This is a genomic window from Bradyrhizobium sp. 1(2017) (assembly GCF_011602485.2).
Lineage (GTDB): Bacteria > Pseudomonadota > Alphaproteobacteria > Rhizobiales > Xanthobacteraceae > Bradyrhizobium.
The window spans coordinates 4592459-4616987 of sequence record NZ_CP050022.2 but is presented as its reverse complement, the minus strand read 5'-3'; the positions used below and the strand labels follow the sequence as shown (position 1 = coordinate 4616987).

Genomic DNA, 24529 nt, shown 5'->3' with positions numbered 1-24529 from the left:
CTGGCGCCCGCTTCATTCGCCAACCCGGATGCGAGGCTTGGCGAAGTCCTTCTCACGTCGATGTGCGACCACGGAGAGCTCGATGAACAGACGCGAATTCACCCAGGCCATGCTGGCGGCGGGTGCAGCGATTCCCCTCGGCATCACACGAGCGGCAGGGCAGACCCGCGGTGGCACGCTCAATGCCATTATCCAGCCCGAACCGCCGGTGCTGGTGACCGCGATCAACCAGCAGCAGCCGACGCTGACGCTCGGCGGCAAGATCTATGAGAGCCTGCTGAAATACGGCCCTGACCTGAAACCCATGCCGGGCATGGCTCAGTCTTGGGAGGTATCCCCCGACGGCCTCACCTATACGTTCAAGCTGTTTCCCAACATCACCTTCCACGACGGCAAGCCGATGACGTCAGAGGACGTCGTCTTCAGCTGCATGAAGGTGCTGACCGAGACACATCCGCGCGCACGACAAAACTTTGCCCGCGTCGCTTCCGCCGAAGCGCCTGACCCGCTCACCGTCGTGTTCAAGCTCAAGCAGCCCTTTTCACCGTTCCTCGGTTGCTTCGACTGCACCTCGGCGCCGATCGTGCCCAAGCACATCTACGAGGGGACCGATTTCCGCAAGAACCCGATGAACGACAAGGCGATCGGCACCGGCCCGTTCAAGCTCAAGGAGTGGGTGCGCGGTTCCCATGTGCATCTGGTGCGGCATGAGGGCTACTACCTGAAGGACCAGCCCTATCTCGACGAGATCGTCTATCGCATCATTCCGGATGCCGCCTCGCGCGCGCTGGCGCTGGAGAACGGAACGGTGCAGCTCACGCAGTGGTCCGATCTCCAGTTCTTCGATGTGCAGCGCTTCAAGACGCAGAAGAATCTCGAGGTGACGACCAAGGGGTACGAGTATTTCGCGCCGCATTCGTGGCTCGAGATGAACAATCGTGTCGCGCCCATGAACGACAAGCGCTTCCGCCAGGCCATTATGCACCTGATCGACCGGGATGCGCTTAGCAAGCGCGTCTATTTCGGCATGGCCAAGCCCGCGACAGGCCCGATCTCGTCCAAGACAAAATTCTACGACGGCAAGGTCAAGCGCTACGAATATTCGATCGAGAAGGCCAAGGCGCTGCTCGACGAGATGGGGCTGAAACCTGACGCCAACGGCAAGCGTGTCGAGATCAAGTATGTGGTGCCGCCTGTGGACGAATCCTATCAGCGCGCCGGCGAGTTCTTCCGTCAGAGCTTTGCCCGCGTCGGCATCGACCTTGTCCTGGTCGGCACCGACATGGCCGGCTGGGCCGAGAAGGTCGGCAACTGGGACTATGAGATGACTCAGAACCTGCTCTATCAGCTCGGCGATCCCGCGCTCGGCGTCTCCCGAACCTACGTCTCCTCGAACATCAAGAAGGGCATCCTGTTCTCGAACACCCAGGGCTACTCCAATCCGGAAGTCGACAAGCTGTTCGATCAGGCCGCGGTGGAGCTCGACGACGCCAAGCGGCAGGAGCTCTATTCCAAGGTGCAACAGATCCTGGTCGAGGACGTGCCGGTCGCCTGGACGCTGGAGCTCGAATACCCCATCATCTACGACAAGGCGTTCAAGAATATCGTGTCGACCTCCATCGGATCGCACGAAACCTTCGGGACGGTCTACAAATCGTGATTCGTCTCGGCAGCGCGGCGACGATCGGGCTGATGGCGCTGAGCCGGATCGCCCAGCTCGTCGCCGTCATCCTCGTCATCGCCACCTTCAACTTCGTGCTGGTGCGGGCCGCCCCCGGCGACCCCGCCCAGGTCATGGCCGGGCAGTCCGGCGCGTCCGATCCAAAGCTGCTCGAGGATCTGCGCAAAGAGTATGGGCTCGACAAGCCCTACGCCGTGCAGCTCGCGAGCTATCTCGGTCGCGTCGTCAGGCTCGACCTCGGCTATTCCTATCGCCAGCGCCGCGCGGTAGTCGATCTCATCCTCGAGCGTCTTCCGGCGACATTGCTCCTGACCGTCACGGCGTTCTGCCTGGCGCTGCTGATCGGCACCACACTGGGCGCGCTCGCGGGACTTGCGGCCGGGAGCGTGCTCGACACGGTCTTCACCGTGCTGTCGCTGGTGCTCTATGCGACACCTGTGTTCTGGCTCGGGTTGATGCTCGTCCTGGTCTTCTCCGTGACGCTCGGCTGGCTGCCGCCATTTGGCTACGAGACCATCAACGTCAAGCTCTCGCCGCTCCAGCGCGCGCTCGATGTCGTCCAGCACATGATCATGCCGGTGATGTCCCTCGCCGCGATCTATCTCGCGATCTATGCCCGGCTGATGCGCTCCTCGATCATCGAGGTCGCCCAGCAGGACTTCATCAAGACCGCGCGCGCGAAGGGCCTGTCCGGTCCGAGCATCGTCGTCGGCCACATGCTGCGCAATGCGCTGGTGCCTGTCGTCACGGTGGCCGGCATGCAGGCGGGCGCGCTCGTCGGCGGCGCCGTGGTCATCGAGACGGTGTTCGCCTGGCCGGGGCTCGGCCGGCTCACCTTCGACGCCTTGCTCCAGCGCGACTATCCCGTGCTGCTCGGTATTTTCCTGATCCTGTCGATCGTCGTCATCGTACTCAACCTCCTGACCGACCTGATCTACAGGCTGATCGATCCCCGCATGACCACGGGAGCGGCCTGATGGATGCGGTCCGCGCCTTCCTGCGTCATCCCTCGGGCATGGTCGGCCTCGTCGTGCTGCTCGTGGTCGTGATCGTGGCGATCATCGCGCCGGTCGTGTTCCCGGTCTCGCCCTGGGAAATGGTCAGCGCGCCCTTTACGCCGCCCGGCGAGGACGGGCTGCTGCTGGGCGGCGACACGCTCGGCCGCGATGTCGCTGCCGGTGTCGCCTATGGCGCCCGCGTCTCGCTCGTGATCGGCATCGCCTCGGCCATGGCTGCGATGGTGATCGGGGTCACGATCGGCGCGATCTCCGGCTATTTCGGCGGCAGGGTCGATCTGGTGATGATGCGGATGACCGAGTTGTTCCAGACCATCCCGGCCTTCGTGCTCGCGATCCTGCTGGTCGCGACCTTCAACCCGTCGCTGCTCACGATCATCCTGACCATCGGCGCGGTGAGCTGGCCACCGCTGGCGCGCCTTACCCGGGCCGAATTCCTCCGTCTGCGCAACCGCGAATTCGTCGAGGCCGCACTGTGCCAGGGCGAAGGCACCTTGCGAATCGTGCTCGGCCATATCCTGCCCAATGCGATCTCGCCGATTCTGGTCGTGACCTCGCTGACGGTCGCAACCGCAATCCTGCTGGAAAGTGCGCTGTCCTTCATGGGGCTCGGCGACCCCAATCTGATGTCGTGGGGATTCATGATCGGCGCGGGCCGCACCGTGATCCGCAATGCCTGGTGGATGAGCGTGTTTCCGGGTCTCGCCATCCTCATCACCGTGCTCGCGATCAATCTGTTCGGTGAAGGGCTGTCCGACGTCCTCAATCCGCGTGTGTCGAGGCGCCGGTCATGAGCGGGGCCATACAAGCCAGGGCGCCTGTGCTGTCGGTCGAAAACCTCTCGATCGCACTGCCCGAGGGCGGAGACCGTCCGTTCGCGGTCGAGAACGTCTCCTTCGAGGTCAAGCCGAACGAAGTCGTCTGCCTCGTCGGCGAGTCCGGCTCGGGCAAGTCGATGATCGCGCACGCGGTGCTGTCGCTGCTGCCGAAGAGCGTGGCGGTTTCCGCGGGCGCGGTGACCGTCGCCGGCCAGAACCCGGCAAAACTTGACAGGCAAGCACTGCGCCGGCTGCGCGGTGGCGAAGCCGCGATGATCTTTCAGGAGCCGCTGTCCTCGCTCAATCCGCTCAAGCGGGTCGGCAAGCAGGTCGAGGAGATGATCCTCGCGCATCAAAAGCCGACGCCGTCAGCGAGCGAAGTGTATGAGCGCGTGCAGCAGCTCCTGACGCAAGTCGGCCTGCCCAATCCGGGACTGCTTGAGCGAAGCTATCCGTTCGAGCTCTCCGGCGGCCAGCGCCAGCGCGTCATGATCGCGATGGCGATGGCCAACCGGCCGGCGCTGCTGATCGCGGATGAGCCGACCACCGCGCTCGACGTCACCACGCAGCGCCAGATCCTGCGCCTGATCGACGATCTCCGCCGTGACCGCGGCATGGGCGTGCTGCTGATCACCCATGATTTCGGCGTCGTCGCCGATGTCGCCGACCGCGTAGTGGTGCTGCGCCATGGCAAGGTGGTGGAGCAGGGAACGGTCGAGGAAGTCCTGCGCCATCCCAGGGCGGACTATACCCGCGAGCTGATCGATGCGGTGCCGAAGGCCCGGCTCGACGGGATCAGCCGCAAACCTGTCCATCCCGCGCCGCTGCTCGAAGTCAGCGGCCTTCAGAAGACGTTCCGGGTCAAGCGCGGATTCCTGCAGCCGCCGCGCGAGGTGGTTGCCGCCGACGGCATCTCGCTGACCCTGCACGAAGGCGAGACGCTCGCAGTCGTCGGCGAGTCCGGCTCCGGAAAGTCCACGCTCGGGCGCATGATCATGCGCCTGACCGAGCCTGATGGCGGCGCCATCCGCTTCAATGGCCAGGATCTCCGCCAGTTGCGCGGCGAGGCGCTGCGCCAGGCACGCAAGCAGCTCCAGATCGTATTTCAGGACCCGTTCGCGAGCCTCGATCCGCGCCAGAAGGTCGGAGACGCCATCGCGCGCGGCCCGAGGGCCTATGGCAGCTCGCGCGCGGACGCGATGGAGCAGGCGAAGATGCTGCTGGTCAGGGTCGGCCTCAACGCCGTCGCCGCCGATCGCTATCCCCACGAATTCTCCGGCGGCCAGCGTCAGCGCATCTGCATCGCGCGGGCGCTGGCGCTGAAGCCGCGCGTGCTGATCGCCGACGAGGCGGTGTCGGCGCTCGACGTCTCCGTGCAGGCTCAGGTGCTGGCGCTGCTCGCCGAGCTGCGCCAGGAGATGAAGCTCGCGATGGTCTTCATCACCCATGACTTGCGTATCGCCGCCGAGATCGCCGACCGCGTCATCGTGCTTCAGAAGGGCCGCATCGTGGAGGAGGGCGCGACCGTCGACGTCTTCACTGCGCCGCAGGCCGCCTACACGCGCGACTTGCTCGATGCGATCCCGGGCCGCGACTTCTTCGACCAGCCGGGTTTTGCAACCGCAACCGGCACAGTTCCGACAGCAAGGATGAGTTCATGACCGACAGCTTCCCCCTTCCAGCCGGCGCGCGCGAGCGTATTGAGGCCGCCGTGGATGCCGCTTTCGACAAGCAGGTCGACACCACGATCGCCTTCACGGCGATCCCGAGCACCCGTGCCGCGGAAGCGCCCTGCCAGGACATGTTCGCAAAACTGCTGCGCGAGCGCGGCTATGAGGTCGACGACTGGGTCATCAACCAGGACGATCTGAAGACGCTGCCGGGCTACGGCCAGGTCGAGACCGATTTCTCCCGCGCGCGCTCCGTTGTCGGCACCTATCGGCCGGCGAAGGAAGAGGGACGCTCGCTGATCCTCCAGGGGCATTGCGACGTGGTGCCTGCGGGACCGCTCGACATGTGGGACCGGCCGCCGTTCCAGCCGGTGATCGAGGACGGCTGGCTCTACGGCCGCGGCGCCGGCGATATGAAGTCGGGCACCATTGCGGCGCTCTACGCGCTCGATGCGATCAAGGCTGCAGGCTACAAGCCCAAGGGCCGCATTCACTTGCAGTCCGTGATCGAGGAGGAGAGCACCGGCCTCGGCGCGCTCTCGACGCTCCAGCGCGGCTATCGCGCCGATGCCTGCATCCTGCCCGAGCCGACCGACGAGAAGCTGATGCGCGCCCAGGTCGGCGTGATCTGGTTCCGTCTGAAGGTGCGTGGCATTCCCGTCCACGTCGCGCGCGCGGGTACCGGCTCGAACGCGATCAAGGCCGCCATTCACCTGATCCAGAAGCTCGAAGGTCTCGAAGCCGAGTGGAACGAGCGCGCCAAGACGCACCCCTCGTTCAAGTCGGTCGATCATCCGCTCAATTTCAATCCTGGAATTATCAAGGGCGGTGACTGGGCCTCCAGCGTCCCCGCCTGGTGCGATGTCGATTGCCGCATTGGCGTGCTGCCCGGCTGGAAGATCGCCGATGCCCAGGCCGAGATCGTGGATTTCGTCGCCAAGGCGGCGCGCTCGCATCCGTTCCTCGCCAACAACCCGCCGGAGATCGTCTGGTCCGGTTTCCTGTCGCCGGGCTACGAGGCGACGGAGATTCAGGAGAGCGAAGCGGTTCTGGCTCCGGTCTACGAGCATGTGTTCGGCCGCAAGCTGACGGATTTTTCGTCCACTGCGCTGACCGACGCACGCTTCTACGGCCTCGATTTCGGCGTTCCGGCCTTCTGCTTCGGCGCCAGGATGGAAGGCGCTCACGGCTTCAACGAGCGCGTCGATCTCGCCTCGGTGAAGCGAGTGACCAAGGCGCTCGCTTTGTTCACCGCGAGCTGGTGCGGCATCGAAGCGAAGTAGTTCAGCAAGAGAAACTCGCCAAATCGGGAGGTTCGCGAATGGACAGCCAAAATGCAGGCGGCAAACCGCCGGTCAAGACGCAAGAGGATCTGCGCGCGCATTTCGGTCAGCTCAATCAACTGGCCGAGAAGAAGGTTCTCAACCATCTCGACAAGTTCTGCCGTGACTTCATCGCGCTGTCCCCGTTCCTCGTCCTCGCCAGCAGCGACGGCAAAGGCCATGCCGATGCGAGCCCCCGCGGCGACGCGCCGGGCTTCGTCGCCGTGCTCGACGACAAGACACTGCTGATCCCCGATCGGCGCGGCAACAACCGCGTCGACACCTTTGGCAACATCCTCGCCTCGCCCGGCATCGGCCTGATCTTCCTGGTGCCGGGGGTCAACGAAACCCTGCGGGTCAACGGCCGCGCCGAGATCTCGCAGGATGCCGAGCTGCTGACGCCGCTCGCGATGCAGAACGTCGTCCCGATCATCGGGCTGAAGATCCATGTCGAGGAAACCTTTTTCCACTGCGGCAAGGCGCTCATGCGCTCGAAGCTGTGGAATCCGGCGGCGCAGGTCGAGCGCAACAGCTTTCCGACGCTCGGCCGCATCGTCGCCGAGCAGACCGCCGCCATCGCGGTCGAAGAGGCCGAGAAGGTCATGGAAGAAGGGTACCGTACGAGGCTCTACTGAGAATGACCGATCTGATCTCCTGGCGGCAACGGGCCGGCACACTTTTTGGTTGCGAGAAGGTGCCGGCGACCGCCCGGCGCGAGATGATTTCTGCACCGTCCGCGCCGCCGAATTTGGCCCGCTGGAACGCCGCAGGCTGGGACACGACTTCCGCGGGTCCGGGGCGGACGAAGCAATTGCCGGTGAGGCCAACCCCGCCGGCCCTGGCCCACGTGTCCCCATGAACGCCACCACGATCGCCACAGTCTTCAATGCCAGAAGGAAGGGCGGCGACTCATCCGGAATGGAACGTAAAGGGCGCAAAACTTGGAACGCGCCGGCCTGGAAAGCCGGATCGCGAGAAATCGCAAGGAGCGAGGATTCGAAGTGATTGAGATTGTTGCCAAAAATGGCGCGAGAGACGGGGCTCGAACCCGCGACCTCCGGCGTGACAGGCCGGCGCTCTAACCAACTGAGCTACTCCCGCGTGGTTCGCTGAACGCGCGCGGAACGAGGGGGGACTTAAAGGCGGGGCTTGGTGAAGTCAAGGACGTTGCGCTCCGCCAGCGCATCTCGGCTAAGCATTGCTCTGGAAAACGAAAAGGCCGCCGGAAGGCGGCCCCCTGGTCAACCTGGAAGCGTACGCCTCAGCGAATCTGCGACGTGTCCGCGCTCGTCACCGCCACCGGCTTGCCGGCTTTGATGACCTGGGTCGACTGGGCGGTCTGGCTGTAATCGGCATTGGTACGGGCCGCGATCCCGAAGCCGGCCACCGCAATGCCGGCAATCAGCGCCACCACCACGATCTTCAGGTGGGTCGCGCGATCAGCAGAGTGAATTGAGTGGTTCATTTGAGCCTCCCGACGGGCTTTGCCGTCGTCTATGGGCTCTCTTCTAGGGACTGTCTGTTTCCGGATGGTTTCGCGGGTTCCGCAAAATGGTTTCATTAATACGGCCGCTTGGTTTCGCCAGGCTGGCGGCGAGGTGCCGTCCTCAGGCGGCGACCCGGCCGATATCGTCCCGGATCGTGCGGGCGGCCCAGATGAACAGCAGGGCGCCGAGCGTGGTCGTGACGGCGGCCGAGAGCAGGGAGTAGCGCACCGCGTCCGCGCCGTAACTCCCCTTGAGGGCGTCGTTGACCATGCCCACCGCCAGCGGGCCGACGCCCTGGCCGAAGCAGGTGGCCGTGAGCGCGATCAGGGCAGAGGCGAGCGCCCGCATGCTCGGCTTGGCCACGGTCTGCGCGATTGCGAAGATCGGTCCGAGATGGAAGCCGACCAGGAACGAGGTCAGCGCCAGCATGGCCACCATCATCGCGAAATCCTGCGTCAGCATGCACAGCGCGAACACCGGGCCGGCGAGGCCGGAGGTGATCGCGGGCGCCCACAGCTTCCAGCGGTCGTCGCGCCGGCTCACCTGCGCCACCACGAAGCCGCCGAGCAGGGTGCCGGCCATGCCGGCCAGCCCCTTGAACGTGCCGGCATAGGTGCCGATCTCGGCGCTCGACAGATGGTGCACGCGCGCCAGGAACGGCGGGATCCAGGCTGCGGTCGCGTAGTTCGTGTAGGTGGTGAGGCAGAAGCCGATCAGCACGATGACGAAGCTGCGCTGCGAGGCGAGGAAACGCAGCGTCGGCCCGAGCGGCTCGGGCACAAAACTCTCCTGCATCGCGCCGCGCTTCGGCTCGGAGATGGTCAGCCACAGCACCAGTGCGAGCAGGATGCCGGGGAGGCCCGCGACGTAGAACGCCATCCGCCAGCCATAGTGCTGGCTGACGTAGCCGCCGACGAAATAGCCGAGGAAGACGCCGAGATAGGTGCCGATGGCGTAGATGCCGAGCGCGCGCGGGCGCTCGTTCTTGGCGAAGAGATCGGCGACGATCGACTGCGAGGCCGGCGAGCCCGCGGACTCGCCGATGCCGACGCCGATGCGCGCCAGCGCCAGCGAGGTCAGGCTCGTGGCCGCGCCGCACAGCGCCGTCATCGCGCTCCAGAACGCGAAGGCGACGGCAACGATGTTGCGCCGGTTGATCCGGTCGGCGACGCGCGCGATGGGGATGCCGAGCAGGGAGTAGAACAGCGCAAAGCCGAAGCCTGCGAGCAGGCCCATCATGGTGTCGCTGAGCGCAAACTCCTTCTTGATCGGCTCGATCAGCACGTTGAAGATCGTGCGGTCGAGGAAATTCAGCGCGTAGATGACGGTGAGCAGGCCGAGCACGTAATAGCGCCGTGCCAAGGGTTTTGCCGCGGCAGCCGTTTGCACCGACATTTGTGACGTCACATCGACCATCGCGTCCCCCAATCTGTTTTTTATCGTTGTCGGTCGTTCAGCCCTGGCCGGAGCCGCAGGCTCAGCCTTCGCGGATGTAGTTCCCCGCTTCGAATTCGACCGGCGGCGCGCTCGCGTCGAACGAGACGCCGATCGGATCGCGACCTGCGGCGAGCGCATCGAGCTGGTCGCTCAGCATCCGCCGGATCATGAGGATGCCGCGGTCGCTCTGGCCGAAATGCTCCTCGGAGTGGACGGTCACCTCGCCCTGTCCGACCTGGGCTTCATAGTCGCCCGGGAATTGCTGGTGCTCGGCTTCCGTCATGTCCCACCAGAACTTGCCGTTGAACTTCGAGCGCATGCGGCTGATATCCCCGGGGTTCTTGACGCGGCCGGCGACATAGATGCGGAAGGACCCGTCGTCGATCGGAAGGACCCAGCCGATCGACTCGACGCGGGCGAATTGTGCGACGCGCGGGTTCGGCACCACGCGAAGCGTCGGCAGGGCCGCCTCGCTGACGCGGTAAAACACCTTGCCGTCGTCCTGCTCGCGCTCGGAGCGTACGAGCACGCCGCGCGGCGACTTCTCGAATCTCACCTCCGGGATCGATGCCATCATGTTGGTGAATTGCGGCCCCGAGAACGAGCCGTGCAGCACCGGCACGTGGTAGGGATCGACCACGTTCTCGAAGTGCTGGAGCCAGTTGCAGGGGATGATCGCCGGTCCGCCACCGCCGATCGAGGAATCGTCGGCCTCGACCAACTCGCCGTCGTCCATGTTCTCGAGGCACTCGTAGTACGGCAGCACCGGGCGTTTCTCGGCCGGGCCCATATAGGCGAAGATCAATCCGTAGCGCTCTTCGACCGGATACCAGGGCTGGCGCACCTTGTCCTTGAACTGGCCGCCGCCGGGTTCGCAGGGCTGCTCCAGGCAGTGGCCTTCGGTATCGAACTTCCAGCCGTGATAGCAGCAGCGGATGCCGTCCTCCTCGACCTTGCCGTAGTAGAGCGTGGTGCCGCGGTGGCAGCAGCGGGCGTGCAGCAGGCCGGCGCGGCCATGCCTGTCACGGAAGAGGACGAGATCCTCGCCCAGCGCGCGCACCTTTTTCGGCGTGTCGGTGGCATCGCCGGTGAGCCCGACCGGATGCCAGTAGCGACGAAGCAACTCGCCCATAGGCGTGCCACGAACGACCGAGGTCAGCTCGGTGCGCGTATGCGCCGGCTTCATCGCATAGGCCGTGCCGAGATCGCGATCCCGCTGGGTGATCGTCATGTTGGTCCTCCCGCTCTGGGCCATGCCGCCCGGGCCTTTTTGATGCCTTGTCCCGAGTGAAAGATAATTCGATGACAATGTCAACGATCTTCCAAATGCCTCTTAGACGCATTCGGATGGAGGATGGGGAGGCCGCCATGACCCGGGCTTGGCACGCCGCGGCTTTCTTGGCAGAGGTGGAATCATGAGCCAGACCGGGAGCAGGGGCGGGTTGACGCCATCGGAAACGGACCAAGGCGAGCCGGCGGCCCCGATCACCGCGATGCTGTCGTCGCGGCTGATGGTGCTCGCCAATCTGCTCAAGCGCGGCGCCATCCTGCGCTACAAGCGCCTGACCGGGCTGAACTCGGTCGAGTTCGGTCTCGTCGCTTCGCTCGGGCGGCGGCCGCCGATGAGCGTGGCGCGGCTCGCCGAAGCCGTCGGCCAGGACAAGGGACAGATCAGTCGCGCGCTGGCAAATCTCGTGTCGCGCAAGCTGATCGCCAAGACGGCAAATCCGAAGGACAGCCGCGAGGTGCTGATCTCGCTGACCGCGACCGGCCTCGCTGCGCATGATGCGATCGTCGACGGCGCGCAGGAGCGCAATCGGCGCCTGCTGGAACATCTGAGCGAGGTCGAGTTCCACACGCTGCTGCAGCAGGTCGACCAACTCACGACGATCGCCGCCGAGATGCTCGAGAGCGAGAAGAATTCTCGCTGATGTCTCGGCAATCTCTGGAAATATTGGAGCGCTTCTAAGACCTGTTCTAAGAAGCTTTCAATTAGCGAATTCGCGCGCGCTCACATAAGCGTCACCTTAAGCGCATGTCGCGGTGGGACCGGCGGCACGACGCATCAAACATGCAGCTTCGGGGTGGCGCGTTGAACAGTCTTGGATTGCTGCGGTCGGCCGTATTGGCGACCGCGTCCGCTTGGGTCTTGATGCCGCAGGCATCGCTCGCACAATCGTCGGCGCAGAGTGGCGCGCAGAACGTCCCGTCGGTGACGGTCACGGCGCCGGAAGCGCGCCGCCGCGCAACCGTGACACCTCAGCGCCGTGCGCCGCGATCGTCGGTGCAGACCGTCAACAGGAACAGGCCGCAGCCGCAGCGTGACGTCGGCTTCGTTGAGACGCCACGCGGTCCGGTGAACGGCTACGTCGCCGGCCGCAGCTCGTCGGGCACCAAGACCAATACGCCGATCATGGAGACGCCGCAGTCGGTGTCGGTGATCGGCGCCGAGCAGATCCGCGACCAGAAGCCGAACAAGCTCGACGAGGTGCTGCGCTACACCGCCGGCGTGCGGGCAGGGACCTTCGGTGCGGACACGCGCAACGACTGGTGGCTGATCCGCGGCTTCAAGTCCGACGACATCGGGCTGTTCCTCGACGGCATGCAGCTGTTCTACACGTCCTATGCGAGCTGGAAGCTTCAGCCGTTCAACATGGAGCGCGTCGAGGTGCTGCGCGGTCCGTCGGCGGTGCTGTACGGCGGATCGAGCCCGAGCGGCATCGTCAACGTCATCAGCAAGATGCCGCCGGCCGAGCCGATCCGTTACGTCGAGACCGGCGTCAACAATTTCGGCAACGCCTATGTCAGCTTCGACATGGGCGGACCGGTCACGGTCGCGCCCGAAAACGGCAAGCTGTTCTACCGCGTCGTCGGCCAGGTCCAGAACGGCCCCACGCAGGTCAACTTCACGCCCGACAACAATTACTTCATCGCGCCGTCATTCACCTGGCAGCCGGATGCCGATACGAGCTTCACGGTGCTGGCCTCGGCCTCGAAGCAGGACACCCGCGGCATCAACTTCCTGCCGTACCAGGGCACGGTGACCAACGCGCCGTTCGGCAAGATCCCGACCAGCTTCTTCGTCGGCGACCCCAGCGTCGACAAGTTCACGCGCGAGCAGGAGATGCTCGGCTATCAGTTTTCGCGCAATCTGACCGACGACCTGACGTTCCGTCAGAACGCGCGGTTCGCGCATGTCGACATTACTTACCGCGGTTATATCGGCAACGGCTGGGACAACATCAACACGGCCACGATGGGCCGCTACAATTGGTATGCGAAGAACACCGCAAACCAGGCCAATCTCGACAACCAGCTCGAGTACCGCTTCAACACCGGACCGGTCAGGCACACGATGCTGTTCGGGGTCGACCTGAAGGGGTACCAGATCGACGACTATCAGGCCTTCAACTTCGGTACCGTCCCGTCGATCAACGTCTTCAATCCCGTTTACGGCATCAACATCCCGCTCGCGGGTTTGCCGTTCCGCAACTTCCTGATCACGCAGAAGCAGGCCGGCACCTACCTCCAGGATCAGATGAAGCTTGGCAACTTCACGCTGGTGCTGAGCGGCCGTAATGACTGGGTCGAGACGACGCAGGAAGGGCGCGACACGGGTGCAACGCTGGCCAGCAACAATGACAGCCGGTTCAGCGGCCGCGCCGGCTTGATCTACAATTTCGACAACGGCATCGCGCCGTATGTCTCCTATGCAACCAGCTACAACCCGATCATCGGCCTCAACGCGCAAAACCAGCTGTTCCGTCCAGAGACCGGTCAGCAGGCCGAGATCGGTGTGAAGGTCGCGCCCATCGGATTTGACGGCTACTTCACGGCCTCGGTGTTCGATCTGAAGCGCCAGAATGTGCCGACCACCGATCCGGTGATCACCACGCTGCAGAACCAGACCGGCGAGGTGACCTCGCGCGGCATCGAGCTCGAAGCGGTGGCCAATGCCACGAAGGAGCTGAAGTTCATCGGCGCCTTCACGGCCTATCATCTCTTCACCAGCAAGGACCTCAATCCGGCGCTGGTCGGCAAGACGCCGACCAATACGCCGGAGCTCCTGGTCTCGGGTTGGGCCGACTACACCTTCAGGGACGGGCCGCTCGAAGGATTTGGTTTCGGTGGCGGCGTACGCTACGTCGGCTCGTCCTGGGCCGACCCTGCCAACACCCTCGAAGTTCCCGCAGTGGTGCTCGGCGATCTCGCGGTTCACTACGAATGGCAGAACTGGCGCACGGCGCTCAACGTGATCAACGTAACCGACAAGATGTATGTCGCAAGCTGCGCGTCGGTGACATCCTGCTTCTACGGCGACCGCCGGCGCGTGACCGCCAGCGTCTCCTACAAATGGTAAGTGCGGGCGAGGGAAGGCGGTCGTAAAGGCCCGCACCGTCAGGCGCTGGTCCCTGGTCCACACCCGGACCAGTCTGGTCTCCACCTGCTCACGATCATCGTGATCGGCAGCGGCCTCTATCTCTGGCTGGCGCGACGGCGCAAGCGGACGTCCGCGCGCCTCGACGCATTCGCCAGGCGAGCCCTGGTCCCGTCATGATGCATGGCTCGTCCGATCGCTCGCGCCTGTGGATAGGTGTCTTTGCTGCACCTGTCCTGCTCGCGGCCGCGACCATCACCGGGCTCCTGGCTGCGCTGCTCTGGGGCTCGGTCGGCCAGTATGTCGCCTGGGTGACGCTAGGGGCGCCGGGGCTGGTCGTCGCCGGCGTTTGGGTGCGCTGCCGTACCCGAAAAACCGGGCAATTCTCGCGGCCGATCCGCAGCAAATAGCCGGTGCGGCCTGCCTGCCGCAATCTCAGACCAGCTGCCCTGCAAAACTGCGGCCGGCCTTGCTGGGTCAGGCGATCTGCTCCATACCAGCGCGGGGGTGATTCCGGGGTTTCCACCGTTCTGGAGGCCGCAAAGGGCCTGAAAAGAGCGTGTCTTGCGCCCATTGGTGCACTGCGCTAAGGCTCAGAATAATTCCAAACCGGACGAATCCGTGGCTGTCCCGAGGCTGCGGGAAAAAGGGCTCGTCAATGAGCGGCATTCTACAGAACTATCTTCCACTCGTCGTCTTTATAGGGGTAGCTGGCCTCATCGGCCTCGTGCTGCTGATCGCGCCCTTCATCGTGGCGTTCCAGCAACCGGACCCGGAAAAGCTGTCGGCGTATGAGTGCGGTTTCAACGCCTTCGACGACGCCCGCATGAAGTTCGACGTCCGCTTCTATCTGGTCGCCATCCTCTTCATCATCTTCGATCTCGAGGTGGCGTTCCTGTTTCCCTGGGCCGTGGCGTTCGGCAAGCTTGGCGCGACCGGCTTCTGGTCCATGGTGGTGTTCCTCGCCGTGCTGACGGTCGGGTTCGCCTATGAATGGAAGAAGGGAGCACTCGAATGGGATTGAACCCTGCACCGTCCGCCGGTCCGGTCGTCGCGCCGGCCCCCAAGGGCATTCTGGATCCGTCCACCGGCAGGCCGGTCGGCGCCAACGACCCGTTCTTCCTCGAGGTCAATTCCGAGTTGTCCGACAAGGGCTTCTTCGTGGCCGCGACCGACGACCTCATCACCTGGGCGCGCACCGGCTCCCTGATGTGGATGACCTTCGGTCTCGCCTGCTGCGCGGTCGAGATGATGCAGGTGTCGATGCCGCGCTACGACGTCGAGCGCTTCGGCTTCGCGCCGCGCGCCTCGCCGCGCCAGTCCGACGTGATGATCGTCGCGGGCACGCTGACCAACAAGATGGCTCCGGCCTTGCGCAAGGTCTACGACCAGATGCCCGAGCCGCGCTACGTCATCTCGATGGGCTCCTGCGCCAATGGCGGTGGCTACTATCACTATTCCTACTCGGTCGTGCGCGGCTGCGACCGCATCGTGCCGATCGACATCTACGTGCCGGGCTGCCCGCCCACGGCGGAAGCGCTGCTCTACGGCGTGCTGCTGCTGCAGAAGAAGATCCGCCGCACCGGCACCATCGAACGCTAAGGTTTTACGTCATGGACGACGCCAAGCTCGACGCCCTGGGGCAGACGATCGTTAGCGCGCTTCCGGGTGCTGCCACCGGTCACTCGGTGGCCTTCAACCAGCTCACGGTGGACGTCGAGGCCGCCAGGATCGTCGAGGTGGTCAAGTACCTCCGCGACGACCCGAAATGCCGCTTCGTCAATTTCACCGACATCACCGCGGTCGACTATCCCTCGCGCGAAAAGCGCTTCGACGTTATCTACCACTTCCTGTCACCGATCCTGAACACGCGGATCCGGCTCAGGGCCCAGGCTGACGAGACCACGCAGGTCCCGTCGCTGATCGAGGTTTTCCCCGGCGCCGACTGGTTCGAGCGCGAGGCTTACGACCTCTATGGCGTGTTCTTCGTCGGTCATCCCGACATGCGCCGCATCCTCACCGATTACGGTTTCGAGGGTCATCCGCTGCGCAAGGATTTCCCGACCACCGGCTTCGTCGAGGTCCGCTACGACGACCAGGAGAAGCGCGTGGTGTACGAGCCCGTCCGGCTCAACCAGGAATTCCGCAAGTTCGACTTTTTGTCTCCGTGGGAAGGCGCGGACTATCCGGTCCTTCCGGGCGATGAAAAAGCGGGACCGAAGGCCTGATCATGAACGAACAACCTGAACAGCTTCGCAATTTCACCATCAACTTCGGGCCGCAGCATCCGGCGGCGCACGGCGTGCTGCGCCTGGTGCTGGAGCTTGACGGCGAGGTCGTCGCACGCGTCGACCCGCATATCGGCCTGCTTCACCGCGGCACCGAAAAGCTGATCGAGCAGAAGACCTATCTGCAGGCGATCCCTTACTTCGACCGGCTCGACTACGTCGCGCCGATGAACCAGGAGCACGCGTTCTGCCTCGCTGCCGAGAAGCTGCTCGGCATCGAAGTGCCGCGCCGCGGCCAGTTGATCCGCGTGCTCTATTGCGAGATCGGCCGCATCCTGTCGCATCTGCTGAACGTCACCACGCAGGCGATGGACGTCGGCGCGCTCACCCCGCCGCTGTGGGGCTTCGAAGAGCGCGAGAAGCTGATGGTGTTCTACGAGCGCGCCTCGGGCAGCCGTATGCATGCAGCCTTCTTCCGCGTCGGCGGCGTGCATCAGGACCTGCCGCAAAAGCTGGTCGACGACATCGAGGCCTGGTGCGATCCGTTCCTCAAAGTGGTGGACGACCTCGACCGCCTGCTCACCGCTAACCGCATCTTCAAGCAGCGCAACGTCGACATCGGCGTGGTGCCGCTGAAGGAAGCCTGGGAGTGGGGCTTCTCCGGCGTGATGGTGCGCGGCTCGGGCGCGGCCTGGGACCTGCGCAAGTCGCAGCCCTATGAATGCTATGCCGAGATGGATTTCGACATTCCGATCGGCAAGAACGGCGACTGTTACGACCGCTATCTGATCCGCATGGAAGAGATGCGCCAGTCCGTGCGCATCATGAAGCAGTGCATCCAGAAGCTGAATGCGCCTGATGGCAAGGGCCCCGTCGTCGTGGCCGACAACAAGGTCGCACCGCCGCGCCGTGGCGAGATGAAGCGCTCGATGGAAGCGCTGATCCACCACTTCAAGCTTTACACCGAGGGCGTCCACGTGCCGGCCGGCGAAGTCTATGCCGCGGTCGAGGCGCCCAAGGGCGAGTTCGGCGTCTATCTCGTCGCCGACGGCACCAACAAGCCGTACAAGTGCAAGATCCGCGCGCCGGGCTTCGCGCACCTGCAGGCCATGGATCACATCTGCCGCGGCCATCTGCTCGCGGACGTCTCGGCGATCCTCGGCTCGCTCGACATCGTGTTCGGAGAGGTCGATCGGTGATGGCGCAGGCGCCAATTCAGTTTGACCGTGCCTCGGGGGCCCTTGAAGGGGCCAACCTGTGGGAGCGGACGGCTGCCTTGGCGCTGGTGACGGGATCGAAGATCTCGTCCCACTTCTCGCATATGGGCTACATCGCCTGCGCCAATCTGCTGGCGAAGACGCTGCCCAAGCGCAACATCGCGATCAGGCTCAATCCCGACGCCGTGTTCGAGTTCCCTTATGGCGACGGCTATTGGAGCAAGCTGCTCAACCGCTCGTACAACTATGAAGACGAGCTCGAACTCTTGTTCGCCGACTCCGTCGACGTCGACTACACGCTGCTCGATTGCGGCGCCAATTACGGCTACTGGTCGGTGCTGGTCTCGAGCAGGCCGTTCGGCTCGCACAAGGCGATCGCGATCGAGCCGTCGGGGCAGAACTATCCGAAGCTCGCCAACAATGCCCGCGTCAATGGCAACCGCTTTGAGACGATGAAGTGTGCGATCGGCTCCGCCCGCGGCACCGCGCGCCTGTCGGGCACCAAGCACGAAGCCTTCAGCATCGCCGGCGCTCCGTCGGCGGGCGGCGAGGAAGTGCCGGTCATCGCGCTCGACAATCTGATCGACGACGGCAAGATCGCCGCCAGCGGCAAGTACCTGATCAAGCTCGACGTCGAGGGCGTCGAGATCGAGGCGATCAAGGGCGGGGCCCGGCTGCTCCAGGCCGACAGTGTCATCATGTGCGAGGAGCACGGCAGCGACCGCTCCCATGCCGTGTCGCGCTACATCCTCGAACAGACCCCGCTGAAGCTGATCGTGTTCGATCCGCGCAGCAACCGCATGGAGACCGTGACCGAGCTGTCGATCCTCGACCGCATCAAGGTCTCGACCCACGTCGGCTACAACGTCTTCGGCACCGCAAGCGCATTCTGGCAGGACAGGATCGAAGCCCTGAATGCGAAAACCGCGCGCCGCATGCAGTGAGAGATTGAAGAGATGTCCGTTCGCCGATTAGCACCGAAGGAAGTCCAGCCCGCGAGCTTTGCGTTCACGGAGGAGAACCTCGCATTCGCCAGGCAGCAGATCGCGAAATATCCGGCCGGACGCCAGGCCTCCGCCGTCATCGCCATCCTCTGGCGCGTGCAGGAGCAGCACGAAGGCTGGGTGTCGGAGGCCGCGATCCGCGCCGTCGCTGACTTGCTCGACATGCCCTATATCCGCGTGCTTGAGGTCGCGACCTTCTACACGATGTTCCAGCTCGCCCCCGTCGGCAAGAAGGCCCATGTCCAGGTCTGCGGCACCACGCCGTGCCGCCTGCGCGGCGCCGAGGATCTGATCCACGTCTGCGAGCACCGCATCCATCACGAGCCTTTCCACCTCTCCAAGGACGGCAATTTCAGCTGGGAAGAGGTGGAGTGCCTGGGCGCCTGCGTGAATGCGCCGATGGTGCTGATCGGCAAGGACACCTACGAGGACCTGACCAAGGAAAGCTTCGGCAAGTTGCTCGACGGTTTCGCTTCGGGCAATCCGCCCAAGCCGGGTCCGCAGAACGGCCGCCAGTTCTCGGCGCCGATCACCGGACCGACCACGTTGAAGGAGATCACCTGATGCGTGATCTCATCGCAATCGGAGGGACCGCGGCCGTGAAGAAATGGGGCTTCGTCGCCATGCACGCCGCGGTCGCGGCTACCTTCATGTTCCTGCTGCAGCGTTTCTTCATGAACGCGTCGCAGGAGACCAGTCTGCTCTGGGCGCTGTTCTTCGCCGTCTGCGCCGCCGGACTTGCCTACAAGCAGTCCATTCGTTGATCGGAAAGCACTGATATGCTCGAGGACAAGGACCGCATCTTCAAGAACCTCTACGGCCTCCACGATTGGGGGCTCGAGGGCGCGCGGCGCCGCGGCGCCTGGGATGGCACCAAGAACATCATCGACAAGGGCCGCGACTGGATCATCAACGAGATGAAGGCGTCGGGCCTGCGCGGCCGCGGCGGCGCCGGCTTCCCGACCGGCCTGAAATGGTCGTTCATGCCGAAGGAATCGACCGACGGCCGGCCGAGCTATCTCGTCGTCAACGCCGACGAATCCGAGCCCGGCACCTGCAAGGATCGCGAGATCATGCGGCACGATCCGCATCTTCTCATCGAGGGCTGCCTGATCGCGAGCTGCGCGATGAACGCGCATGCCTGCTACATCTATGTCCGCGGTGAATTCATCCGCGAGCGCGAGCATCTCCAGGCCGCGATCGACCAGGCCTATGAGGCCAAGCTGGTCGGCAAGGACAACGTCAACGGCTGGCCGTTCGACATCTACGTCGCCCACGGCGCCGGCGCCTATATCTGCGGCGAGGAGACCGCGCTGCTCGAAAGCCTCGAAGGCAAGAAAGGCCAGCCGCGCCTGAAGCCGCCGTTCCCGGCCAATGTCGGCCTGTTCGGCTGCCCGACCACCGTCAACAACGTCGAGTCCATCGCGGTTGCGCCCGACATCCTGCGCCGCGGCGCGGCCTGGTTCGCCGGCATCGGCCGTCCCAACAATGTCGGCACCAAGCTCTTCTGCATCTCCGGCCATGTCGAGCGGCCCTGCAACGTCGAAGAAGCCATGGGCATCCCGTTCCGCGAGCTGATCGACAAGCACTGCGGCGGCATCCGCGGCGGCTGGGACAACCTCAAGGCCGTGATCCCCGGCGGCTCGTCGGTGCGCATGGTGCCGGCCGAGCAGATCATCGACACGCCGATGGATTTTGACAGCCTGAGCAAGCTGCGCTCGGGCCTCGGCACCGCCGCCGTGATCGTGATGGACAAGTCGACCGATTTGATCCGCGCTATCGCCCGCATCTCCTATTTCTACAAGCATGAGAGCTGCGGCCAGTGCACGCCGTGCCGCGAAGGCACCGGGTGGATGTGGCGCGTGCTCACCCGCATGGCCGAAGGCCGCGCCCACAAGCGCGAAATCGACATGCTGCTGGAGGTGACGAAGCAGGTCGAAGGCCACACCATCTGCGCGCTCGGCGATGCGGCGGCATGGCCGATCCAGGGCCTGATCGCGCATTTCCGTCACGAGATAGAGGAGCGGATCGCACAATATTCGCACAAGGCGGATATCGACGATGTCGGCGTTCTCGATCCCGCGCACATGGTTGCAGCGGAGTGATCGCGATGTCGCAACCGAGCTTCTGGTGGCAGAGATATGGGACGCTTGCGCAGATGGCGCAGGCGGCCGTGGCTCTGCTCGGCTTTGTTGCGATCCTGTTCCAGATCAATGAAATTCGCACCGGCAACCGCACTTCCAGCGCGCGGGAGGTGTTTTTGGGCTATACGGAGCTGGCGTTCCAGAATCCGAAATTCTCGCAGCCTGACTACGACGCGATCAAGGCCGGCAGCCGCGAGGAGCGGGCGCAGTATGAGAGCTTCGTCTCGTATTTTCTTTACGCCTGCGAGGAGACGATCGCCACCTTCGCCGACAAGCGCGAATGGCAGGCCTCCTGCGATTACGATTTGAAGCCGCATCTGCCGTTCCTGTGCGAGAAGAACGCGGCGAAGCCGGCCTATCTCGCCACCTACGGCGCCGAGACCCAGCGATGGATCACGGCGTCGCTGAAGACCGCCAGCGTCACACCGCCAGACTGCAAGCTGGGAAAGACTTGAGACAGCAATGACCAAACTCATCATCGACGGCAAAGAGATCGATGTCCCCGCCGAATACACGCTGCTTCAGGCGTGCGAGGCGGCCGGCGCCGAGATTCCGCGCTTCTGCTACCATGAGCGGCTGTCGATCGCCGGCAATTGCCGGATGTGCCTCGTCGAAGTGAAGGGCGGCCCGAAGCCGGTCGCCAGCTGCGCCTGGGGCGTGCGCGATTGCCGTCCGGGTCCCAAGGGCGAGCCGCCGGAGATCTCCACGCGTTCGCCGATGGTGAAGAAGGCACGCGAAGGCGTGATGGAATTCCTGCTGATCAACCATCCGCTGGACTGCCCGATCTGCGACCAGGGCGGCGAGTGCGATCTGCAGGACCAGGCGATGGGCTATGGTGTCGACACCAGCCGCTTCGCCGAGAACAAGCGCGCGGTCGAGGACAAATATCTCGGCGCGCTGGTCAAGACCTCGATGAACCGCTGCATCCAGTGCACGCGCTGCGTCCGCTTCTCGGCGGAAGTCGCCGGCGCTCCGGAGATGGGCGCGACCGGCCGCGGCGAGGACATGGAGATCACGACCTATCTCGAGCACGCGCTGACGTCGGAACTGCAGGGCAACCTCGTCGACATCTGCCCGGTCGGCGCGCTGACCTCGAAGCCTTATGCCTTTGCTGCGCGCCCGTGGGAGCTCGGCAAGACCCAGTCGATCGACGTCATGGACGGCGTCGGCTCTGCGATCCGCGTCGATACCCGCGGCCGCGAGGTGATGCGCGTGCTGCCGCGCATCAACGAGGCAGTGAACGAGGAGTGGATCTCCGACAAGACCCGCCACGTCGTCGACGGCCTGCGCACCCAGCGTCTCGACCGGCCCTATATCCGCGAGGCCGGCAAGCTGCGCGCGGCGAGCTGGCCCGAGGCCTTTGCCGCCATCGCCGCCAAGGCCGCGCGCACCGACGGCAAGCGCATCGGCGCGATCGCGGGCGATCTTGCCGGCGTCGAGGAGATGTTCGCGCTGAAGGATCTGCTGGCCAAATACGGCTCGGCCAATCTGGCGGTGCAGGGCGGCGACGCTTTCGATCCGGCGCTGGGCCGCGGCTCCTACATCTTCAACCCGACGCTCGTCGGCGTGGAGCGGGCCGACGCGCTGCTCATCATTGGCGCCAATCCGCGCAAGGAGGCGGCCGTGTTCAACGCCCGCATCCGCAAGCGCTGGCGCGGCGGCGGCTTCAAGGTCGGCGTCATCGGCGCCAAGGTCGATCTGACCTACGACTACGACCATCTCGGCGCGGGCACCGAGACGCTCGGCGAACTCGCGGCCGGCAAGCATTCCTTCATGGACGTGCTGAAGAACGCCAAGCATCCGATCGTCCTGGTCGGCGCGGGCGCGGCCGCCCGTCACGACGGTGCCGCCATCCTCGCTGCCAGCGCCAAGCTCGCGCTCGATGTCGGCGCGGTCAAGGACGGCTGGAACGGCTTTGGCGTGCTGCATGAGTCCGCCTCGCGCGTCGGTGCGCTCGACGTCGGCTTCTCCGCCACCGCAGGCGGCCTGAACGCGGCGCAGATGACGACGTTCGGCACGCTGGACCTGCTGTTCCTGCTCGGCGCCGACGAGATCAAGGCGCCGGACGGCACCTTCGTCGTCTATATCGGCACCCATGGCGACCGCGGCGCGCACCGCGCCGACGTGATCCTGCCGGCAGCCGCCTACACCGAGAAGTCCGCGATCTACGTCAATACCGAGGGCCGCGTGCAGATGACCGGCCGCGCCGCATTCCCGCCGGGCGAGGCCCGCGAGGACTGGGCGATCATCCGCGCGCTATCGGAAGCGCTCGGCAAGAAGCTCGGCTACGACTCGCTCGGCGCGCTGCGGCAGGCGATCTTCAAGGCCGTGCCGCATCTGATCCGTCTCGACCAGATCGAGGCCGGCTCCGCCGACCAGATCAAGAAGCTGGCGGGGAAGGGCGGCTCGCCCGAGAAGGCGCCGTTCAAGCCGCTGGTCGAGGACTTCTACCTGACCAACCCAATCGCGCGTGCGTCCGCCGTGATGGCGGAATGCTCGCGTCTCGCCTCCGGGCAAATGCTGACCGCAGCGGAGTGAGCGTGATCTGATGGAATTCTTCGAAAGCGCATTCTGGACCGGGTTCCTCTGGCCGCTGATCATCATGGTCGCGCAGAGCGTCCTGGTGCTCGTCGTCCTTCTGGTCGCGATCGCCTACATCCTGCTCGCCGATCGCAAGATCTGGGCGGCGGTGCAGATCCGGCGCGGCCCGAACGTGGTCGGACCCTGGGGCCTGCTGCAATCCTTCGCGGACCTGCTCAAATTCGTGCTGAAGGAGCCGATCATCCCGGCCGGCGCCAACAAGGGCGTGTTCCTGCTGGCGCCGCTGGTGTCGTGCGTGCTGGCGCTTGCCGCCTGGGCGGTGATCCCGACCAATCTCGGCTGGGTTATCTCCGACATCAATGTCGGCATCCTCTTCATCTTCGCGATCTCGTCGCTGTCGATCTACGGCATCATCATGGCGGGCTGGTCGTCGAACTCGAAGTACCCGTTCCTGGCCGCGCTGCGCTCGGCGGCGCAGATGGTGTCCTACGAAGTCTCGATCGGCTTCGTCATCATCACCGTGCTGCTCTGCGCCGGCACGCTGAACCTGTCCGCCGTGGTCGAGGCCCAGCACGCGCGCGGCCTTGCCAGCCTGATCGGGCTGCCGCAGCTCACCATCCTGAACTGGTACGTCTGGCCGCTGTTCCCGATGTTCGTGGTGTTCTACGTCTCGGCGCTGGCGGAAACCAACCGTCCGCCCTTCGACCTCGTCGAAGCGGAATCCGAGCTGGTTGCCGGTTTCATGGTCGAATACGGCTCGACGCCGTACCTCCTGTTCATGCTCGGCGAGTATGTCGCGATCGTCACGATGTGCGCGATGGCGACCATCCTGTTCCTCGGGGGCTGGCTGCCGCCGGTCGATCTGCCGCCCTTCAACTGGGTGCCGGGGATCATCTGGTTCGCGCTGAAGCTGTTCTTCATGTTCTTCCTGTTCGCGATGGCGAAGGCGATCGTGCCGCGCTACCGCTACGATCAACTGATGCGTCTCGGCTGGAAGGTGTTCCTGCCGATCTCGCTGGCGATGGTGATCGTGGTGGCCGGCGTGCTGCATTTCGCCGGCATCGCGCCGAAGTGAGGGCCGTCATGGGTATCAACGTCAACGCCACTGCACGCTCGCTTCTGCTGTCGGAATTCGTCTCGGCGTTCTTTCTCGCCATGCGCTATTTCTTCCAGCCGAAGCCGACGCTGAACTATCCGTTCGAGAAGGGCCCGATCTCGCCGCGCTTCCGCGGCGAGCACGCGCTGCGCCGCTATCCGAACGGTGAAGAGCGCTGCATCGCCTGCAAGCTGTGCGAAGCGATCTGCCCGGCGCAGGCCATCACCATCGAGGCCGGCCCGCGCCGCAACGACGGCACCCGCCGCACCGTGCGCTACGACATCGACATGGTGAAGTGCATCTATTGCGGCCTCTGCCAGGAGGCCTGTCCGGTCGACGCCATCGTCGAAGGTCCGAACTTCGAGTTCGCGACCGAGACCCGCGAGGAACTGTTCTATGACAAGGCCAAGCTGCTCGCCAACGGCGACCGCTGGGAACGCGAGATCGCGAAAGCGATCGAGCTCGACGCGCCGTACCGGTGAGGTGAGGG

The 24529-nt window shown here is 64.6% G+C and carries 24 protein-coding genes and 1 tRNA gene; 21 read left to right on the top strand and 4 right to left on the bottom strand.

What is annotated here, in order from left to right:
• The first annotated feature begins 82 nt into the window (after nucleotides 1–82).
• The 6 genes from HAP40_RS21880 to HAP40_RS21855 are packed head-to-tail and all read left to right on the top strand — an operon-like array spanning nucleotide 83 to nucleotide 7142.
• The gene (locus tag HAP40_RS21880) at nucleotides 83–1660 is read left to right on the top strand and encodes an ABC transporter substrate-binding protein (protein WP_166815763.1); all 1578 of its coding nucleotides are present in this window, start codon (nucleotides 83–85) and stop codon (nucleotides 1658–1660) included.
• Nucleotides 1657–2658, top strand: a complete 1002-nt coding sequence (locus tag HAP40_RS21875; RefSeq protein WP_166815764.1) for an ABC transporter permease — start codon at nucleotides 1657–1659, stop codon at nucleotides 2656–2658. The genes HAP40_RS21880 and HAP40_RS21875 overlap by 4 nt, the downstream gene beginning before the upstream one ends.
• A complete protein-coding gene (locus HAP40_RS21870) occupies nucleotides 2658–3491 on the top strand; it encodes an ABC transporter permease (protein ID WP_166815765.1) in 834 nt (277 codons plus the stop codon). Before HAP40_RS21875 ends, HAP40_RS21870 begins: the two co-directional genes overlap by 1 nt.
• On the top strand, nucleotides 3488–5176 hold the full coding sequence (locus HAP40_RS21865; protein WP_166815766.1) for a dipeptide ABC transporter ATP-binding protein: 1689 nt from the start codon (nucleotides 3488–3490) through the stop codon (nucleotides 5174–5176). The genes HAP40_RS21870 and HAP40_RS21865 overlap by 4 nt, the downstream gene beginning before the upstream one ends.
• Nucleotides 5173–6468, top strand: a complete 1296-nt coding sequence (locus HAP40_RS21860; RefSeq protein WP_166815767.1) for an ArgE/DapE family deacylase — start codon at nucleotides 5173–5175, stop codon at nucleotides 6466–6468. The genes HAP40_RS21865 and HAP40_RS21860 overlap by 4 nt, the downstream gene beginning before the upstream one ends.
• Nucleotides 6469–6506: 38 nt before the next feature.
• On the top strand, nucleotides 6507–7142 hold the full coding sequence (locus HAP40_RS21855) for a pyridoxamine 5'-phosphate oxidase family protein (protein ID WP_166815768.1): 636 nt from the start codon (nucleotides 6507–6509) through the stop codon (nucleotides 7140–7142).
• Between the two features lie 389 nt (nucleotides 7143–7531).
• Here HAP40_RS21855 and HAP40_RS21850 read toward each other — a convergent pair.
• The 4 genes from HAP40_RS21850 to HAP40_RS21835 form a co-directional block, all read right to left on the bottom strand.
• Nucleotides 7532–7608 (bottom strand) — tRNA-Asp (locus tag HAP40_RS21850).
• Between the two features lie 160 nt (nucleotides 7609–7768).
• Nucleotides 7769–7972 (bottom strand): hypothetical protein, encoded by a 204-nt coding sequence (locus HAP40_RS21845; RefSeq protein ID WP_166815769.1) that lies wholly within the window; start codon nucleotides 7970–7972, stop codon nucleotides 7769–7771.
• A gap of 142 nt (nucleotides 7973–8114) precedes the next feature.
• Nucleotides 8115–9410, bottom strand: a complete 1296-nt coding sequence (locus HAP40_RS21840) for a spinster family MFS transporter (RefSeq protein WP_166815770.1) — start codon at nucleotides 9408–9410, stop codon at nucleotides 8115–8117.
• Nucleotides 9411–9471: 61 nt separating this feature from the next.
• Nucleotides 9472–10662 (bottom strand): aromatic ring-hydroxylating dioxygenase subunit alpha, encoded by a 1191-nt coding sequence (locus HAP40_RS21835; protein ID WP_166815771.1) that lies wholly within the window; start codon nucleotides 10660–10662, stop codon nucleotides 9472–9474.
• A gap of 184 nt (nucleotides 10663–10846) precedes the next feature.
• On the opposite strand from HAP40_RS21835, the gene HAP40_RS21830 reads away from it, so the two are divergent.
• The 15 genes from HAP40_RS21830 to nuoI all read left to right on the top strand — a co-directional run bounded on the left by HAP40_RS21830 (nucleotide 10847) and on the right by nuoI (nucleotide 24521).
• On the top strand, nucleotides 10847–11362 hold the full coding sequence (locus HAP40_RS21830) for a MarR family winged helix-turn-helix transcriptional regulator (RefSeq protein ID WP_166815772.1): 516 nt from the start codon (nucleotides 10847–10849) through the stop codon (nucleotides 11360–11362).
• Between the two features lie 140 nt (nucleotides 11363–11502).
• Nucleotides 11503–13791 (top strand): TonB-dependent siderophore receptor, encoded by a 2289-nt coding sequence (locus HAP40_RS21825; RefSeq protein WP_246741343.1) that lies wholly within the window; start codon nucleotides 11503–11505, stop codon nucleotides 13789–13791.
• Between the two features lie 194 nt (nucleotides 13792–13985).
• On the top strand, nucleotides 13986–14219 hold the full coding sequence (locus HAP40_RS21820) for a hypothetical protein (RefSeq protein WP_166815773.1): 234 nt from the start codon (nucleotides 13986–13988) through the stop codon (nucleotides 14217–14219).
• 248 nt (nucleotides 14220–14467) lie between these two features.
• Complete coding sequence (locus tag HAP40_RS21815; protein WP_008136158.1) at nucleotides 14468–14833, top strand: NADH-quinone oxidoreductase subunit A; 366 nt, start codon at nucleotides 14468–14470, stop codon at nucleotides 14831–14833.
• The gene (locus tag HAP40_RS21810; protein ID WP_370124085.1) at nucleotides 14830–15411 is read left to right on the top strand and encodes a NuoB/complex I 20 kDa subunit family protein; all 582 of its coding nucleotides are present in this window, start codon (nucleotides 14830–14832) and stop codon (nucleotides 15409–15411) included. The genes HAP40_RS21815 and HAP40_RS21810 overlap by 4 nt, the downstream gene beginning before the upstream one ends.
• An 11-nt stretch (nucleotides 15412–15422) precedes the next feature.
• Nucleotides 15423–16037 carry an NADH-quinone oxidoreductase subunit C gene (locus HAP40_RS21805; protein WP_166815774.1) on the top strand — a complete coding sequence of 205 codons (615 nt, stop codon included), beginning with the start codon at nucleotides 15423–15425 and terminating at the stop codon, nucleotides 16035–16037.
• Nucleotides 16038–16039: 2 nt separating this feature from the next.
• A complete protein-coding gene (locus HAP40_RS21800; protein WP_166815775.1) occupies nucleotides 16040–17236 on the top strand; it encodes an NADH-quinone oxidoreductase subunit D in 1197 nt (398 codons plus the stop codon).
• Nucleotides 17236–18198, top strand: a complete 963-nt coding sequence (locus HAP40_RS21795) for an FkbM family methyltransferase (protein WP_166815776.1) — start codon at nucleotides 17236–17238, stop codon at nucleotides 18196–18198. The genes HAP40_RS21800 and HAP40_RS21795 overlap by 1 nt, the downstream gene beginning before the upstream one ends.
• A 12-nt stretch (nucleotides 18199–18210) precedes the next feature.
• The gene (gene nuoE / locus HAP40_RS21790) at nucleotides 18211–18822 is read left to right on the top strand and encodes an NADH-quinone oxidoreductase subunit NuoE (protein ID WP_166815777.1); all 612 of its coding nucleotides are present in this window, start codon (nucleotides 18211–18213) and stop codon (nucleotides 18820–18822) included.
• Nucleotides 18822–19022, top strand: a complete 201-nt coding sequence (locus tag HAP40_RS21785; RefSeq protein WP_166815778.1) for a hypothetical protein — start codon at nucleotides 18822–18824, stop codon at nucleotides 19020–19022. Before nuoE ends, HAP40_RS21785 begins: the two co-directional genes overlap by 1 nt.
• Before the next feature lie 15 nt (nucleotides 19023–19037).
• Nucleotides 19038–20363 carry an NADH-quinone oxidoreductase subunit NuoF gene (nuoF, locus tag HAP40_RS21780; protein WP_166815779.1) on the top strand — a complete coding sequence of 442 codons (1326 nt, stop codon included), beginning with the start codon at nucleotides 19038–19040 and terminating at the stop codon, nucleotides 20361–20363.
• A 5-nt stretch (nucleotides 20364–20368) separates the two neighbouring features.
• Nucleotides 20369–20857, top strand: coding sequence for a hypothetical protein (locus tag HAP40_RS21775; RefSeq protein ID WP_166815780.1), 489 nt, complete (start codon nucleotides 20369–20371; stop codon nucleotides 20855–20857).
• Nucleotides 20858–20864: 7 nt separating this feature from the next.
• Complete coding sequence (nuoG, locus tag HAP40_RS21770; protein WP_166815781.1) at nucleotides 20865–22940, top strand: NADH-quinone oxidoreductase subunit NuoG; 2076 nt, start codon at nucleotides 20865–20867, stop codon at nucleotides 22938–22940.
• Between the two features lie 10 nt (nucleotides 22941–22950).
• Nucleotides 22951–24018, top strand: a complete 1068-nt coding sequence (nuoH, locus tag HAP40_RS21765; RefSeq protein ID WP_208024904.1) for an NADH-quinone oxidoreductase subunit NuoH — start codon at nucleotides 22951–22953, stop codon at nucleotides 24016–24018.
• 8 nt (nucleotides 24019–24026) lie between these two features.
• Entirely contained in the window at nucleotides 24027–24521 is a 495-nt protein-coding gene (gene nuoI / locus HAP40_RS21760; RefSeq protein ID WP_014494864.1) for an NADH-quinone oxidoreductase subunit NuoI, read from the top strand.
• The last annotated feature ends 8 nt before the right edge of the window (nucleotides 24522–24529 follow it).

Bases quoted from the DNA above. Each gene is read 5' to 3' on its own strand.
- HAP40_RS21880 (WP_166815763.1), top strand. From the start codon at position 83: ATGAACAGACGCGAATTCACCCAGGCCATGCTGGCGGCGGGTGCAGCG.
- HAP40_RS21785 (WP_166815778.1), top strand. From the start codon at position 18,822: ATGCGTGATCTCATCGCAATCGGAGGGACCGCGGCCGTGAAGAAATGG.
- nuoE (WP_166815777.1), top strand. From the start codon at position 18,211: ATGTCCGTTCGCCGATTAGCACCGAAGGAAGTCCAGCCCGCGAGCTTT.
- HAP40_RS21855 (WP_166815768.1), top strand. From the start codon at position 6,507: ATGGACAGCCAAAATGCAGGCGGCAAACCGCCGGTCAAGACGCAAGAG.
- HAP40_RS21845 (WP_166815769.1), bottom strand. From the start codon at position 7,972: ATGAACCACTCAATTCACTCTGCTGATCGCGCGACCCACCTGAAGATC.
- HAP40_RS21775 (WP_166815780.1), top strand. From the start codon at position 20,369: ATGTCGCAACCGAGCTTCTGGTGGCAGAGATATGGGACGCTTGCGCAG.
- nuoI (WP_014494864.1), top strand. From the start codon at position 24,027: ATGGGTATCAACGTCAACGCCACTGCACGCTCGCTTCTGCTGTCGGAA.
- nuoF (WP_166815779.1), top strand. From the start codon at position 19,038: ATGCTCGAGGACAAGGACCGCATCTTCAAGAACCTCTACGGCCTCCAC.
- HAP40_RS21870 (WP_166815765.1), top strand. From the start codon at position 2,658: ATGGATGCGGTCCGCGCCTTCCTGCGTCATCCCTCGGGCATGGTCGGC.
- HAP40_RS21795 (WP_166815776.1), top strand. From the start codon at position 17,236: ATGGCGCAGGCGCCAATTCAGTTTGACCGTGCCTCGGGGGCCCTTGAA.
- HAP40_RS21835 (WP_166815771.1), bottom strand. From the start codon at position 10,662: ATGACGATCACCCAGCGGGATCGCGATCTCGGCACGGCCTATGCGATG.
- HAP40_RS21860 (WP_166815767.1), top strand. From the start codon at position 5,173: ATGACCGACAGCTTCCCCCTTCCAGCCGGCGCGCGCGAGCGTATTGAG.
- HAP40_RS21840 (WP_166815770.1), bottom strand. From the start codon at position 9,410: ATGGTCGATGTGACGTCACAAATGTCGGTGCAAACGGCTGCCGCGGCA.
- HAP40_RS21800 (WP_166815775.1), top strand. From the start codon at position 16,040: ATGAACGAACAACCTGAACAGCTTCGCAATTTCACCATCAACTTCGGG.
- nuoH (WP_208024904.1), top strand. From the start codon at position 22,951: ATGGAATTCTTCGAAAGCGCATTCTGGACCGGGTTCCTCTGGCCGCTG.
- HAP40_RS21825 (WP_246741343.1), top strand. From the start codon at position 11,503: ATGCAGCTTCGGGGTGGCGCGTTGAACAGTCTTGGATTGCTGCGGTCG.
- HAP40_RS21815 (WP_008136158.1), top strand. From the start codon at position 14,468: ATGAGCGGCATTCTACAGAACTATCTTCCACTCGTCGTCTTTATAGGG.
- HAP40_RS21830 (WP_166815772.1), top strand. From the start codon at position 10,847: ATGAGCCAGACCGGGAGCAGGGGCGGGTTGACGCCATCGGAAACGGAC.
- nuoG (WP_166815781.1), top strand. From the start codon at position 20,865: ATGACCAAACTCATCATCGACGGCAAAGAGATCGATGTCCCCGCCGAA.
- HAP40_RS21820 (WP_166815773.1), top strand. From the start codon at position 13,986: ATGATGCATGGCTCGTCCGATCGCTCGCGCCTGTGGATAGGTGTCTTT.
- HAP40_RS21805 (WP_166815774.1), top strand. From the start codon at position 15,423: ATGGACGACGCCAAGCTCGACGCCCTGGGGCAGACGATCGTTAGCGCG.
- HAP40_RS21865 (WP_166815766.1), top strand. From the start codon at position 3,488: ATGAGCGGGGCCATACAAGCCAGGGCGCCTGTGCTGTCGGTCGAAAAC.